The 14,247-nt window shown below is 46.2% G+C and carries 11 protein-coding genes; 1 reads left to right on the forward strand and 10 read right to left on the reverse strand.

What is annotated here, in order from left to right; all coding sequences use genetic code 11:
- Window positions 1-19: 19 nt before the first annotated feature.
- The 6 genes from arfA to AC58QT_RS13930 form a co-directional block, all read right to left on the reverse strand.
- The gene (gene arfA / locus AC58QT_RS13905; protein WP_497409491.1) at window positions 20-1,531 is read right to left on the reverse strand and encodes an arabinosylfuranosidase ArfA; all 1,512 of its coding nucleotides are present in this window, start codon (window positions 1,529-1,531) and stop codon (window positions 20-22) included.
- Between the two features lie 69 nt (window positions 1,532-1,600).
- Window positions 1,601-4,729, reverse strand: a complete 3,129-nt coding sequence (locus tag AC58QT_RS13910) for a DUF5695 domain-containing protein (protein ID WP_497409722.1) — start codon at window positions 4,727-4,729, stop codon at window positions 1,601-1,603.
- A gap of 332 nt (window positions 4,730-5,061) precedes the next feature.
- Complete coding sequence (locus AC58QT_RS13915) at window positions 5,062-5,931, reverse strand: carbohydrate ABC transporter permease (protein WP_497409492.1); 870 nt, start codon at window positions 5,929-5,931, stop codon at window positions 5,062-5,064.
- Window positions 5,928-6,851, reverse strand: coding sequence for a carbohydrate ABC transporter permease (locus tag AC58QT_RS13920; RefSeq protein ID WP_497409493.1), 924 nt, complete (start codon window positions 6,849-6,851; stop codon window positions 5,928-5,930). Before AC58QT_RS13920 ends, AC58QT_RS13915 begins: the two co-directional genes overlap by 4 nt.
- Window positions 6,852-6,922: 71 nt before the next feature.
- Window positions 6,923-8,332 (reverse strand): ABC transporter substrate-binding protein, encoded by a 1,410-nt coding sequence (locus tag AC58QT_RS13925; protein WP_497409723.1) that lies wholly within the window; start codon window positions 8,330-8,332, stop codon window positions 6,923-6,925.
- A gap of 161 nt (window positions 8,333-8,493) precedes the next feature.
- Complete coding sequence (locus AC58QT_RS13930) at window positions 8,494-10,470, reverse strand: glycoside hydrolase family 127 protein (RefSeq protein ID WP_497409494.1); 1,977 nt, start codon at window positions 10,468-10,470, stop codon at window positions 8,494-8,496.
- Between the two features lie 381 nt (window positions 10,471-10,851).
- On the opposite strand from AC58QT_RS13930, the gene AC58QT_RS13935 reads away from it, so the two are divergent.
- Window positions 10,852-11,187, forward strand: a complete 336-nt coding sequence (locus AC58QT_RS13935) for a hypothetical protein (protein ID WP_497409495.1) — start codon at window positions 10,852-10,854, stop codon at window positions 11,185-11,187.
- Window positions 11,188-11,403: 216 nt separating this feature from the next.
- On the opposite strand, the gene AC58QT_RS13940 is transcribed toward AC58QT_RS13935, so the two are convergent.
- The 4 genes from AC58QT_RS13940 to AC58QT_RS13955 form a co-directional block, all read right to left on the reverse strand.
- Window positions 11,404-11,619 (reverse strand): hypothetical protein, encoded by a 216-nt coding sequence (locus AC58QT_RS13940; RefSeq protein WP_497280723.1) that lies wholly within the window; start codon window positions 11,617-11,619, stop codon window positions 11,404-11,406.
- A gap of 689 nt (window positions 11,620-12,308) precedes the next feature.
- Complete coding sequence (locus tag AC58QT_RS13945; RefSeq protein WP_497409496.1) at window positions 12,309-12,620, reverse strand: hypothetical protein; 312 nt, start codon at window positions 12,618-12,620, stop codon at window positions 12,309-12,311.
- Between the two features lie 68 nt (window positions 12,621-12,688).
- Complete coding sequence (locus tag AC58QT_RS13950; protein WP_497409497.1) at window positions 12,689-13,075, reverse strand: hypothetical protein; 387 nt, start codon at window positions 13,073-13,075, stop codon at window positions 12,689-12,691.
- Window positions 13,072-14,247, reverse strand: a complete 1,176-nt coding sequence (locus AC58QT_RS13955; protein WP_497409498.1) for a glycine C-acetyltransferase — start codon at window positions 14,245-14,247, stop codon at window positions 13,072-13,074. Before AC58QT_RS13955 ends, AC58QT_RS13950 begins: the two co-directional genes overlap by 4 nt.

The raw sequence follows: 14,247 nt of genomic DNA on the forward strand, positions 1-14,247 counted from the left end.
TTGGCTGTTTGCTTTCCTATTATTTCCGCAGTCGTATGACATTCCAAGACAAGCTTGGCAATGTCCCCATCAGCTTATCGTCACAAATGGCAGCATCGCCACCACTATGCGGTGTAACGCGATTAGGTTGATTCATCGCATTCACAGCTTTCACATCCGTATTTTCCAATACAATGTGCTCCACCACACGGTATCCATCAAAACTGCGCAAGTCACACGTCAATACTAAGGAAGAATCCAAACTTTTATTAACTGCAAATATCGTAAGTTCTTCCTTCTCTTCCTGATGAACGGCAACCGTATCCAGGAAAGGGACGTCCGTATAGTCCTTCGTATCATATTTAGGAGCCTCTACAAACGAATGCAGCACGGTTCCTCTTCCATAAACGGATGTGTGCATGTATGGATAAAAGATCGTTTGACGCCAAGCAGGTCCACCCGTTTGTGTCATTATAGGGGCGATAACATTCACTAATTGCGCTAAGCAGGCAATTTTCACGCGATCCGCATGTTTTAATAGCGTGATTAGCATCGTACCTACCATCAGTGCGTCTTCTAACGTATACACATCTTCAAGTTGCGGAGGTGCAAACTGCCATGGTTCCATCTTTTTATCAGATTCCAAAGTATGAAACCATACATTCCACTCATCGAAGGAAAGCATCATGGTCTTCTTGCTTCTTTTTTTGGCTTTTATATAATCACACACCGCAATAACCTCTTGTATAAAGGCTGTCATATCCAGCGATTTGGCCAAGTAATTAGCAGTGTCATTGTCTGCGTTGCCATAGTAGGTATGCAAGGATAAATAGTCGACATTCTCATACGTATGATCCAGCACGGTGGCTTCCCAATCCACGTAGGTTGGCATTCTTCGGAAAGAACTCCCACATACCACCAACTCGATCGTCGGATCAACGAATTTCATCGCTTTCGCTGTTTCATTCGCCAATCGACCATAGTCGTCTGCCGTTTTGGCACCAATTTGCCAGGGACCATCCATCTCATTCCCTAAACACCACGTCTTAATGCCATAAGCCTCCTGATAACCGTGAGCCTTTCTTAAATTACTCCAATACGAACCACCGGCATGATTGCAATACTCCACCAAGTTTCTGGCATCATCTATCCCTCTCGTACCTAAGTTAACAGCCATCATGGCTTGCGCTTTGATTTGTTTGGTCCACGCTAGGAATTCATTGGTTCCAAATAAATTAGGCTCTAGAACACGCCATGCCAGCTCCAGTTTGGCCGGTCTTCCACTAATCGGTCCGACACCATCCTCCCAGTTGTACCCAGAGACGAAGTTCCCGCCAGGATAACGAACAATAGGGACACCGATTTCTTCAATTATCTCCCTGACATCCTGCCGAAAACCTTGCTCATCTGCTGCCGGATGTCCAGGTTCATAAATGCCGCCATAAACTGCGCGTCCCAAGTGTTCAATGAAAGATCCGTACATACGCTTATCGACTTCAGCAATTCGATAGTCTTTATCCAACTTCATCGTCGCCTTTAATAGGGTCGTCATCTCTCTCTTCCTCCTATAAAGCTGCCCTCAGATCAACGAAGATCTGAGGGGCAGCTGCTCATAACTAGATTAGGTTCCGAATACGCGCCAGGACTCAATGCCTGTAGATGAGGTCGATTTGGCCGTGATGTTGACACGGATTTTGGTCGTAGAAACAGGTGTAAATGTCGTCGTGTTGTATTGATTAGCTGCAACGCCTAGACCCGATGGACTTGCTACATTGACCCATGCTGTTCCATTCCAATACTGGATCGTGTAAGAGGCTGGTAGATCGATACCTTGGTCATCATCAAACCAATAAATCGCTGTACTGGACAATGTTTTCGCAGATGCAAAATCGTATTGAACCCATTGCGTTGTACCTGGATTATCCCAGTTTCCATACACGGAATGCCCTCTGTCATTTGAACTTGTTGGTGCATACCCATCGTTCAGTCCTGCCAGGCTTTCCCACGAAGATACGAACGAAGTCGTCGCTGTCCCTTGCGGTGCAACATCCTGAGGACCTGACGGTGTACCTACTTGCAGTTTCACATCGTACGTAGCATTCGTTCCAATGCTGAGATTCACAATCGTTTTAGCACCTGACGTAGCCGTTACGGTGCCGGCTTGCACGTTGTTCACAAGCACATTGTACGTACCTGCTGCAAGCCCCGTAAAGGTAACTTTTGTCGTATGCGCAGCTGTTGTCATGGAATTTTTCAACGTAAAATTAACATCATTCTTCGCTATGGCTACAATAGCTGATGTATATTGGTCACGCTCAAGCTCCATGGAGAACCTCTCCGTAATGAGATGCAATCGTTTGAACAAACCATCCTTCGGTGTGATCGTGTATTTCCCATTACTTGAGGTAACATCCGCCCCATAGCCATATAAGCCAAAGATCGGGTCAACGGCCACATCTGCACTTAGAATTTTCAGAGCACCGAACAACCCCAGATCAGCCTCCCCGCTCATCCCGCGCCAACCATTGAATAGCGGACCGCCATCTAGACCTAGTGCGCCGTTATTTCCTTTACTTGCTTGATACGTCCAAGACACAGCACCGATATTCGCTGGATCACTACTGATTTGACCGGAATTGATCGCACTGATATTCGCTATTTTGGCCGCATAGGATAACCGCTGTTCTCTCTCAGGTGTCGTAGAATTTGAACGAATCCAGTCATCCATTGCATAGCCTGCAAGCGACGTACTATATTGGAAATTCCACCAGTTGTCCCCCGTAATGGTTACAGGATCTGTGTAGTAATACCACACTGGCATATGACCACGTGCTGCTCTCGTTTTGGCATTGATTTTACCCTTAATGGTATTGTTATTATTCATCTTAGCCAGCATATAGACAGATTCTTCCCCTGTATTATCGTAGCTGTATTCAGAGCCGTACGGATAAGCATTTGCCGAGAAATTGTTGTATTTCGTTGCCATTTTGCTAATAATATCATTCGCTTGTGTTGTATAACCTTCGTCTTGCAGTGCTTTAATGATGTCTGGCGTTGTTAACTCACCCATTAACCCCGTCTCCCAGTTGTAAGCAACAGGTCCATCATATAGGGCTTTGAACACATTATAGGCACGCAGCAAATACGTATTCTTAGGATTCTTGTAAGTGACCAGATTCGGGTAAAGCTTTGCGATTTTATACATACTGAAGTACGTGTTATAAATATGCGGATACGCATAGCCCCGATAGGTAGGTGTTGTGTTCGGCTGTGCCATTAGGAAGTCGGGTACAAGATAATCGGTATGATGACCATTCATCAGATTCGTCCATACCGCCGTTTCCAAATAATTATCCACCGCTGTCACTTCTGAAGCGACTGGGTTTAAGGCATTCTTCTCAGCAAGGAATTGACCATGTGTAAGCCCCCAATCATCTCCCCAGCCCCAGTATCCTGCAAAATTGTTTCGCTTCGCTTTGGTCTGCATCATCCAGTCGTCAAACACTTTATCACGAATATCTCCAGGCACATTCCATTGTTGATTATTCACCATGAACGTCGAATGCCGCTGTAAAGCCGCATCGATAGGTTCAATAGCATAGAATTGGAGAACTGTTTTTTCTCCACTGCCATACGTAACTGTAACATTGTTCTGTCCCAAATGAGTCATCGTCATCTGATACAGTTTGTGATTTGTACCCGTCGTACCTAAAGAGGTAATCGTTGTCTCAGATGGATATTGTGGCGTAACAGCCGTGATTGTTTTCGACGTGTGCAAATCAAATTTAACCGTCTGATTCGTTGGCACAATCATGCCAGGGACCACATTGAAATCCACCATTCCTTCGCTATACAACCTGTCTTGAACGGCATACTCATCTGCAGCTTTAAAAAATTTAAAGGCATACGTTTTGCTAGCGCCTGGCGCAAGTGTCAAACTGGTGTTCGGCAAATAGCCACGACCGTTGCTTTTAATCACATTGGAGTGAATGTAGTAGACATTCAGCCCCTTCGCATAACCGCCTTGATCCGCTGCCCACATGCTGCCCGGGTGCTCTTGAACGCGCCAATTGTCTTGATACTCGAACCCCGCTCCCGTCGTCGTGTCAGGCACCATGAGCAAGGAAGGACCGATGCCGCTAGGGCGCTGCGCTACGATATAAGAGCTATTGTTACCGATAAAAGCATGTGTAATGACGCGTGTCTCATAAATGGGATCATTATTGCCGGCAGTGAAAAATTCATTGAAGGGGAGCGGGAGGCCGAAATCTCCGATTTCCAACGTTTGCGTGCTCGTATTCGTAACGGTGATTCCCCATTTTAAATAATCACTCACGAGGGAATATGATTCATCCACTTTGAAGTTTTTAATTCCTGCACTATTGGTTGAATTCTGATATGTAATGTTAACGGTATTGCCAGTCTGGGAGACCGTTCTACCATCCGCTGATTTACTCGATAGCGCTTGCGTCCAAGCACCCGTTCCAAGCTTGTACGTAAACATCAACTCCCCGACCCATTGATGATCGGCCGTATTCTGATTAGGGGCATTCGTTGCATTCATGACATAGTTAGTTGGATACGTATCTCCGCCAATTTGTAGAGAAGTAATTTCGCCATTCGTGCCCGTCTGTACCGTAAAATTACTATTCGTAATGGTATTAGCCGAAGCGAGTTGCGGCACCAACAGGATGGCTGCTGCAGTAATCGTTGAAGCTGCAAACAGTTGCAGGCGTTGTGACTTCGACATCTTATTCCAATACTGACTAAGCATTTGCTTCATTAGATAGCCTCTCTTTCTTATTTTAAATTTAGCAGGGATTCTTCTTACCATTGAGCTTCAATCCTGGCTGTATCGTGCTGTCATTCTTTGCGGCACACATCCTTTCATTCATAAAATTTGTAGCGCTTACATTTATTATCATATCTAAAATTTGTGCGATTTAATTTCATTTTTACAACCTATTTTTACAGTATATGAACTAAAGTTACCTCGAATTTTTTTTAAAAATATCAACCTAAAAACCCCCTAAAGGATTGACCTTTAAAGGGGTTTTCAAATTCGCTTCATATGGCTGAATACTAGCTTTTCATACCTGTCAACGTGATTCCTTCTACAAAATACTTTTGGCCGATTAGGTAGAAAATAACGCCTGGCGCAAAGGATAGGCACGTGGCTGCCATCGTCATCGACCAATCTTGCTTTAATTGACCTTTAAAATTGGTAAGCCCCAACGCTATCGTAAATTTCTCGCTTGAATTAATGTAAATCATCTGTTGGAGCAAATCATTCCATAGTCCGATGAAAATAAACAAGGCGACGACGATCATCGCAGGCTTGATTGCTGGCATAATGATGCTGAACAAAATTCGGAAGTACCCTGCGCCGTCAATTGTCGCCGCTTGGTCGAGTTCTCTCGGTATGGAGAGAATGAACTGCCTAATCAGAAAGATATTGAAAGCGCCTCCGCCGCAAAAATAGGGCAAAATCAATGGCAGATAGCTGTCATGGAGCCCCAACCCCCGTGTCCATCCGATATAGAGGGGAATGAGCGTAACCATGGCAGGCAAGAGCATCGAACCGACGCACAGAATCCAGATCAATTGTTTGCCTCTAAACCGCAACCTCGCAAAGGCATATCCGCACAAGGTAGCCGTGAACGTCCCTCCCAAGCAGGCAGGAACGATAATGATCATCGTATTCCACAAATATTTCCAGAACTTAAATACATGCAATGTTTTTTCATAATTGGAGAACAACCAGTTCTGCGGTAAGAGAGACGGCGGATACTTATAAATCTCGGGATTCGTCATCAGTGACGTACGGAAAATCCACCAAATCGGGAAAAGCACGATGAGGGCAAACCCAATGACGACTATCAGTGTAAGCACGTTCATTGTTCGTTCATTTCGTTTCTTGCTCTTATAACTGGCGTATGCGACTTCGCTCATTTATCGTCGTCTCCTTCGGAAAAGATCCACCGTTTGGACGTCTTGAACAACACGGCAGTAAAAGCAGCAAGAATGGCGAAAATAATAAAGGTCGTCGCGCAAGCATAACCCAGCTTGTAATTAACGAAAGCCTGATCATACATCAGATACGTCATGAATCGGGAAGAGTTCCCCGGACCTCCATTGGTCAGAGCAAGAGCCGGCGTAACGACTTGGAGATTGGCGATCAGACTCAGCAGCAGATTGTAAAAGATGATTGGCGTCATACAAGGCAATGTGACGTGCCGGAAGCGATTCCATCCGTTTGCACCATCCATTTCAGCTGCTTCATGATAGACGCTTGGAACGCTTTGAAGCCCCGCCAAGAAGATAACGATTAAATTCCCGGACAACCATACAGAAATCAGTGAAAGCGATGGGACTACGAAATTGGAATCTGCAATAAAGAGAACTTTATTCAATCCCATTTCGGAGAGGAGATAGTTGAAGAAACCGAAGTTCGCCTCGTACAGCCAGGACCAGCCTACGTATATAGCGGCAGCAGGCAGAACAAAAGGCACATAGAATACCGCTCGGAAAAAACCTCTTGCGGGGATTTTACGGTTCAACAGCATTGCAATGAAAAGCGAGTAAATCATACTCCCAGCTACGGATAAAAAGGCAAAATACAGCGTCGCGATAATGGAATCTTTAATGTAAGGATCGGTGGTAAATAGCGTGATGTAATTGCTGAAGCCGATGAATTCAGGGTTCTTCAGCCCCGTCCAATTCGTCATACTAATGCCCAACACGCCGAGAAGAGGTAGATAGGTCAGGAAGATTAATCCGAGTATTGCTGGAATCAAGCATATGTAAGCAACACGTGCCTCGCTAGTAAAAAAGCGGGAACGGCGCTGCTGAGGTTTGTTAAAGGTTTCCATATCTTGCCCCCCACCTCATATGTGAAGGATGGCCACCGCTCCCTATCCTTGGCGGCCATCCTCCAGATACGTTATTTTTTGCCTTTATTGGCTGCTTTCAAAGCTTCGAGATTCTTGGTAATGGCATCCTTCGCGGTAGCTTTACCCGTCCATACGTCCCCTAAAGCCGATCCTAGCAAGGTGTTAAAATCCGTCGTATGATTCGTAAAGAACCAAGAAGCTGGTCTTGCTGCTGAGGATTGCGCATAATCGACGACAGCGGACTTGTATTCGGCATACGGAGGGAAGTTCTTGTTATCGACCCACTTATGTGTAAGTGTTTCATCTGTATACCATTTCTTCAGTGTTGGCATCCAAATACCGGATGAGATCAGCCCCCAGTTGTTCTCTTCAGCTGTATACCATTTCAACCATTCCATCGCTTCTTTCGGATGCTTGGTTTGGGAGAATACAACATTGGCACCGCCCGTGTTGAGGGTAACTTTTTCCTTCATATAAGGCAATACGGCAACGCCATATTTCAATCCTGCTTCCTTGGCTGCATTCAAGCTAGTTCCGATGTTCCATTGGCCGTTCGTGGCCATGGCGACCGTTCCCGCGATGATCGTACGCTGAATGCCATCATCCGTCTGTCCAACCGATAATGGAGCAACCTTGTCTTTCAAGTACAGATCGGCGACTTTCTGAATCGCTTCGATACTAGCGTCTTCCCCGATTCTCACCGCTGTACCATCATTATTATAGAAGCCGCCGCCATTGCTGAGCGCCCAGGTTTCTAATTGCCATGCCAGATTTTCGACGGATGCGCCGTACTGAACGATACTCTGCGGATTAAATCCAGCCTCGTCAGCATGTTTGCCACTCTTGTCGACTGTCAGCTTTTTGGCTGCTGCAACGAATTGGTCCCATGTCCATGCTTTATCTAGAACGTTTGGCGGATAAGGTACTTTCGCTTTATCGAACATGTCTTTGTTGTAATAAAGGAGTAGAATTTCATTGGCAGCGGCATAGGCTACCGTTTTGCCTTGATATTTATAAGCCAAGCTATCTAGAGGCTTGCTGTCACTTCCCGCGTACATCTCACTAACATCTTTGAGCATACCATCGGAGGACCACTGGATGACGGCATCCTCTTTTAATATCCCTGTATCCGGTAATTGACCTGCCGTTGCCTGCGTGTTTAGTTTCGTCATGTAGCTTTCCCAAGGAATCGCTTGCACTTTGACTTCGATTCTGTTTTGAGAAGCGTTGAACTTATCCGCTGCTTTTTGGGTTTCGCTTCCTTCAGCCTCGCTTCCCCACATCGAATAAGTTATCTTAACCTTCTCCGTGGAAGGGGCTGCCGTTTTCTCTGGTGCTTTTGTAGCTGTTTCACCCGCAGGCGATGCGCTTGGTTTATCCGTATTCGTATTTGTGGAGCATCCAGCGACCAAACTTAAAATTAATACCATAGACACGCTAAACATGAATTCTTTTTTCATTGTTTTCACATTAACCCCTCCATCATATATAATTCAACGTCAATCCTTAATTCCTCCCGCCTTGGCAGGGAATATTTCGTCTGTCTATAAGGACTGCTATCGAGTTGTCTGCTCCCCTCCCTCCTTGACCAGAGTCCACCATTGTCATCTATCCTTGCACCTCATGAGGGTAAAACCGTATTTTCTCTGATCCACACTCGCATTTCACCACTTCCACGATTCGCCCAAGCAAAGTAAGGGATAAATCGGGCTGTCGTCTGCTCTAGATGATCCTCGCCTTTCACTCGGTACAGTCGATCCTTCCAGCCCTCGTCTCCAATCCGATAAGCCGTTAAGTCAATGGTCAGTAGTCCACCTAACAAGTTTTCGTCGAAGCTAACTTGACTGTTAAAGCCCGGATGGAGGATCAGCTTATGCAGCCCTTTGCCATTATCGGCTTCTTCCAAGCAGTACACCATCGGCCCCCGCTGAATGGCGACCATGCCGACAGTCTCGCGAATTTCCGGATTGCCTTTCATCGGGCTGACCTTCATCGGTAGAACTAACTCGACGATATCGTCTGCGTTCCATGTCCGTTCTAGATGCAGATATCCGTTAATTAGGCGCATATGGGATTCCGCTACCGGTTGCCCGTTCACTTTGACTTCCCAAGACCCACACCAGCTTGGTATCCGCAGAGCTAAGGCGAAAGTTTTGGGCGCATCCATCGTTAGCTTAAATGTGATGTTACCGTTCCAAGGCAGCTCGGAATGCTGGGTGATCCCAACAGCGCTGCCATCCACATCCACCGTAGCTTCACTCCCAATATATAAGTGAGCATATAAGGCACGCCCATGGAACGAGTAGATATAGTTGCCGAGAGAGGCAAGCAGCCTAGCGATATTCGGCGGGCAGCAAGCGCAGCCGAACCATCGTTGTCTTTCCATCTTCACGTGATCGAAATTACGATTCTTACCACTAGCTTCTGGCCAAGCTTCCAACGGGTTCACGTAGAAGAAGTGTTGTCCGTCGCGAGACATTCCACCGATAACGGTGTTATAGAGCGCTCTCTCTAAGACATCTGCGTATTCACTTCTCAGCTCGATCTGCAGCATGCGCTGGGCGAAAAAGATGAGACCGATCGATGCGCATGTCTCAGCGTAAGCCGTATCGTTCGGCAAATCATAATCGAGCGTAAATGATTCGCCGTATGACATCGAGCCAATCGAGCCTGTAATGTACATTCGCTTATTCACGATGTTCTGCCAGAGCGCCCGGCACGCCTTCAACAAATCCTCATCTCCGGTCGCTGCCGCGACGTCGGCCATACCTGTGCACATATATACGACCCGCACCGCGTGACCTTCAGCCGTCTCCTGCATGCGAATCGGGATGTGCGCTTGGCTGTAAGATTTGTCCTTGGCTATCTTCAGCGCTTGGAAATGAGTCTCGCCATTCCGGCGTTCGAACTCTACATCGTAGAAGTGGGGACTCTGCCCTCTCTCGTCCAAGAAGAACTTCGCCAGCTTCATATAGCGCTCGTTAGAGGTAGCTCTGTAGAGCTTCATAAGCGCCAGCTCGACCTCTTGGTGCCCATCATAACCTCTGATCTTGCCATCCTCTGGCCCGAACGTCGCGTCGATGCAGTCAGCCAGTTTGCAAGCCACTTCTAAAATCTTGCCCTTCCCCGTTGCCTTCTCATAGGCGACTGCTGCTTCGATCAGATGACCCGCACAGTAGAGCTCGTGACACTCCGCGAGATTGGTCCATCTGCCTGCCTTTTCTTTCAGTGTAAAATACGTATTTACGTATCCGTCTGCGTGCTGCGCCTTAGCGATCAGATCGACGACTTCGTCCGCTACTTTTTCTAAATCTGGATCCGGCATTTGCTCCAAAAGATAACCAACGGCTTCGAGCCACTTGGCCACGTCACTATCTTGAAATACCATGCCGTAGAAGTCGCCCTGCTCCAATCCAGCAGCGATTCTAAAGTTCTGGATGGCATGACTCGGCTCGTTGCCTTCGATTTGGTCATTCAATGCCTCCCACTGGTAAGGTACGACAACATCGCGAATCAATGAAATATAAGGGGACCAGAAGTTATCCTGGATGATCACGTTCTTTAATTGAACAGGTGTTGAGGTAGATATCATACTCATCAGGTGTGCCCCTTTATCTAATTTTCACTTTCTACAAATGAAAGCGTTATCCTTATAATACATGTGATGGTCTAGGATTAATTGAAGATTTACAACCACTTTTTTAAAAATTACAACCAATGGAAAATATAAAAATTACTCAAATGAGAACACCAATCTTACCTTCCATCTCGCCGCCTATCCTTTATTTCATCCAGTTTGACCCGTGTTGTTTGGGGAAGGAGAATAACATATAAGTCGGAATACCATCAGAATAGTACATTTATTATTTAAATAGGTACTACGATTTGACTAACTTTTGGCTGAATTTTATTTTCACACTTGCAATTCCGTTAATTCCGAGTATAATACTAGGTATAACACCGAAAAGAGGTAAACGCCATGCTAGAAACCGTGAATTTAGAGCAACGTTGGAAAGATGATTATCTGGATTTGTTGAACTATGCGAAGCATATCGGGGACATAGAATGGCAGAACGAAATTATACAGACGCTGAGTAAATCAGCCTTATATATGCAACAAACAACACTTGAACATCAAATAAACCAACTTTGGCAACGATTCGATGCCATCAATAAGAAAATGCTGGAGCTGTACAGACAATTGAGGGAAACAGATAACGTGTATGTCTCTTCACGGTTGACAGAGGAAGTTTGGGGATTAAAACTACAGCGGGTTGAAATTGGTAAACAGCTGAACGCAACTTACCATAGCTAAAAAATGCAAAAAATCCCGTATGCGGATTACCGCTCTACCGGACATCGGTTCATGCCTATTATCGTCATTTCCATGCATGCAGTCATCTGCTCTGCAGAATTCCTTTAAACGGTACGCATCAATTTGCAGATTGATATGTACTTGCCACAAAAATTTCATCATATGAATCCAATGATAACCGTGTGTGTGCGATAACTCCTTGAATAAGGACGAATCTTACACAGCGGTTTGTTTCATTTCACGCATCATACCCATCATCATCGTCATCATCTCATCGCAAGACTGCATCTTGGACATCATCATATCCATATCCATCATCTCTGCCATTTCCATACCTTGCATGCAATCCATCATCATCTTCATGTTGTTCATTTTACACATCATTTCTTCCATACACATCGACATCATCATTTTCATGCTCATCATTTCCATGTGTTCCACTCCTTTCTCTCTACTTAATATGTCTTCCAACAATTAGAAGATTAACCCATTTGAATGATTTTATCAAGTCTTTTTTGAAAAAAAATATTGCTTTTCACTAAATGATTGTGTTATATTTTAATATTTGTTAAATACCTATATAACCCCTTGGACTGAGTGTTTTAGTCGGGTTTAGTGCGATTTCAAGATGCATTGATGCGTCGCGCAAGCGAAAATAGTGCCGCCGGAGGCGTCTAAGTCGATTTTTTCGACTTACGGGAGCGCTCCTCGGCCTTTCGTGCTCCCTAAGTCGATTTCTTCGACTTACGGACGCCCAGCTCGGCCTTTCCAGCTCCCTAAGTCGATTTTTCCGACTTACGGGGGCGCTCCTCGGCCTTTCGTGCTCCCTAAGTCGATTTTTTCGTCTTACGGGAGCGCTACTCGGCCTTTCGTGCTCCCTAAGTCGATTTTTTCGTCTTACGGGGGCGCTCCTCGGCCTTTCGAGCTCCCTAAGTCGATTTTTTCGACTTACGGGAGCACTCCCCGGCCTTTCGAGCTCCGTAAGTCGATTTCTTCGACTTACGGGAGCACTGCTCGGCCTTTCGTGCTCCCTAAGTCGATTTTTTCGACTTACGGGGGCACTCCCCGGCCTTCGCATAAAAAAAGACTCAACCCCTACACAGCTAGGGTCGAGTCACTCCTCAATCGTATTTTTCTTCATCTTCACGTTCTACACCGTCTAATATCAATTCTAATTCCGTCTCCAAATTCAAATGCAGCGGAGCAGGCAATATGTTGAATATTTCTTGGATCATCGCCATTTCAAGCATTTCATCTAGCGTAAGAGGCATGGGATCTAGACGAATTGCCCAATCGCGGACGACATCAATGAATACATAGAACGAAGACTGAAATTGATCAGCCACAGCTTCTTTCTCATCGCTTTGATAAGCGGTCATGGTCTGCCAATTATGCAGCATAGTATCTAAAGTTTGTTTCACTTTGGAATCCATCGGGTGCTCCTTTGTTAACGCATTGCGGATTGTATACTCCCGATTATATGAGATTTTACTATTTTTTGCTAACAAGGCTGTAACGATTTGTGTCCTTCTTGAAATAAATAGGATTCATGCCCCTTAGAACGTTTCTTCCAAACGCTAGTCATCACTTGCTGCTCTTCCCAATCAACTAGACGAATTTCGTACAGCTCAATGGAATCATCAATTTCGGCATACAGGACAGCGAGGCATTGCGCTTCAATATGGAAGGGCAACATAGCGGGCTCATCTGCCCCCATCCGCAACGTAACACGTGAAGGGGTCGCACAAGATGACCAATCCCACACCTCAACGACGACCTTCTGGGCATCATGTCTCTCCATATTCATAAGATGAATGACGGCCGTTACTGCAAACGGCGCTCTAGTCAACACGCCAGTGGACATTACGACTTTGTGGGACGGCATCAAATCAACCCGAACTCCCTGCCAACCTTCTCTAACGTAGCTAAGGCAAAAGCAAGATCCGCCTCCGTATGCTGCGCCGTCACGATCAGGCGAACGCGGCCTTTGTCCATGGCAACCGTCGGATAGACGATCCCCTGCGCAAAGATTCCCTCCTCTAGCAGTCGGTCTGAAAAGCGCATCGTCTGAGCCGGATCGCCGACAATGATTGGGATAATCGGCGTTTCACTTGCTCCTGTATCGAAACCTAAGCGCTGCAAGCTCGCCCGGAAGCCATTGGCATTGTCCCACAGCTTCGCGACGAGGTCGGAACTCTCCTTCAGCACTCGGATAGCAGCCAGGCAAGTCGCAGCAACCGCTGGCGTTTGCGAAGTGCTGAACAGAAACGGCCTCGCCGTTTGGATCATATGATCCTTCAGCAGCTGAGCCCCTGCCACATAGCCGCCTACAGCACCGATGGCTTTGGACAAGGTGCCGATCTGAATGTGCACACGCCCATGCAGACCAAAATGATCGGTCGAGCCCTTCCCGTTTTTGCCCAAAACACCACTCGCATGAGCATCATCCACATACACGATGGCATCGTAGGCTTCGGCTAACTGAACGATGTCCGGCAGCGGAGCAATATCGCCATCCATGCTGAATACGCCGTCGGTAACGATGACGCGTTTTTTGTGATGCTGCGTTTCTTTCAAAACTGCTTCAAGCTGATTCATATCCTTATGCGCAAAAATTTTACGGCTCGCTTTGGTTAGCCGGATACCATCAATGATGCTGGCGTGATTCAATTCATCGCTGATGACGACGTCATCCCCACCTAGAATCGCGGACAGCGCGCCCTGATTCGTTGTAAAACCAGATTGGAAGACAAGCGCTGCTTCCGTGCCTTTGAAGGTGGCCAATTCAATCTCAAGCTCATCATGAATATCAAGCGTGCCCGTAATCGTCCGTACAGAGCCGCTGCCAACGCCATACTTCTCAATAGCAGCAATTGCTGCTTCTTTTAGCTTCGGATGATGGGTGAGTCCTAAGTAGTTATTCGAAGAGAGCTGGAGAATCCGTCTGCCATTTAAATGCATCCACGTATCGGAGCCGCTCTCCCACACTTTTATCTGACGGTATCTTCCGTCCTGTTTTAATTTCTCGATATCCGTTGCCAAATCAGTTAAATAGCTCAT

This window comes from Paenibacillus sp. J31R109 (assembly GCF_059692055.1).

What these genes read in the sequence shown, in the direction of transcription:
- AC58QT_RS13945 (WP_497409496.1), bottom strand. Translation starts at nt 12,620, where the DNA reads ATGGATTCCAAAGTGAAACAAACTTTAGATACTATGCTGCATAATTGG.
- AC58QT_RS13930 (WP_497409494.1), bottom strand. Translation starts at nt 10,470, where the DNA reads ATGAGTATGATATCTACCTCAACACCTGTTCAATTAAAGAACGTGATC.
- AC58QT_RS13920 (WP_497409493.1), bottom strand. Translation starts at nt 6,851, where the DNA reads ATGGAAACCTTTAACAAACCTCAGCAGCGCCGTTCCCGCTTTTTTACT.
- AC58QT_RS13940 (WP_497280723.1), bottom strand. Translation starts at nt 11,619, where the DNA reads ATGGAAATGATGAGCATGAAAATGATGATGTCGATGTGTATGGAAGAA.
- AC58QT_RS13955 (WP_497409498.1), bottom strand. Translation starts at nt 14,247, where the DNA reads ATGAGCTATTTAACTGATTTGGCAACGGATATCGAGAAATTAAAACAG.
- AC58QT_RS13925 (WP_497409723.1), bottom strand. Translation starts at nt 8,332, where the DNA reads ATGAAAAAAGAATTCATGTTTAGCGTGTCTATGGTATTAATTTTAAGT.
- AC58QT_RS13915 (WP_497409492.1), bottom strand. Translation starts at nt 5,931, where the DNA reads ATGAGCGAAGTCGCATACGCCAGTTATAAGAGCAAGAAACGAAATGAA.
- AC58QT_RS13935 (WP_497409495.1), top strand. Translation starts at nt 10,852, where the DNA reads ATGCTAGAAACCGTGAATTTAGAGCAACGTTGGAAAGATGATTATCTG.
- arfA (WP_497409491.1), bottom strand. Translation starts at nt 1,531, where the DNA reads ATGACGACCCTATTAAAGGCGACGATGAAGTTGGATAAAGACTATCGA.
- AC58QT_RS13910 (WP_497409722.1), bottom strand. Translation starts at nt 4,729, where the DNA reads ATGTCGAAGTCACAACGCCTGCAACTGTTTGCAGCTTCAACGATTACT.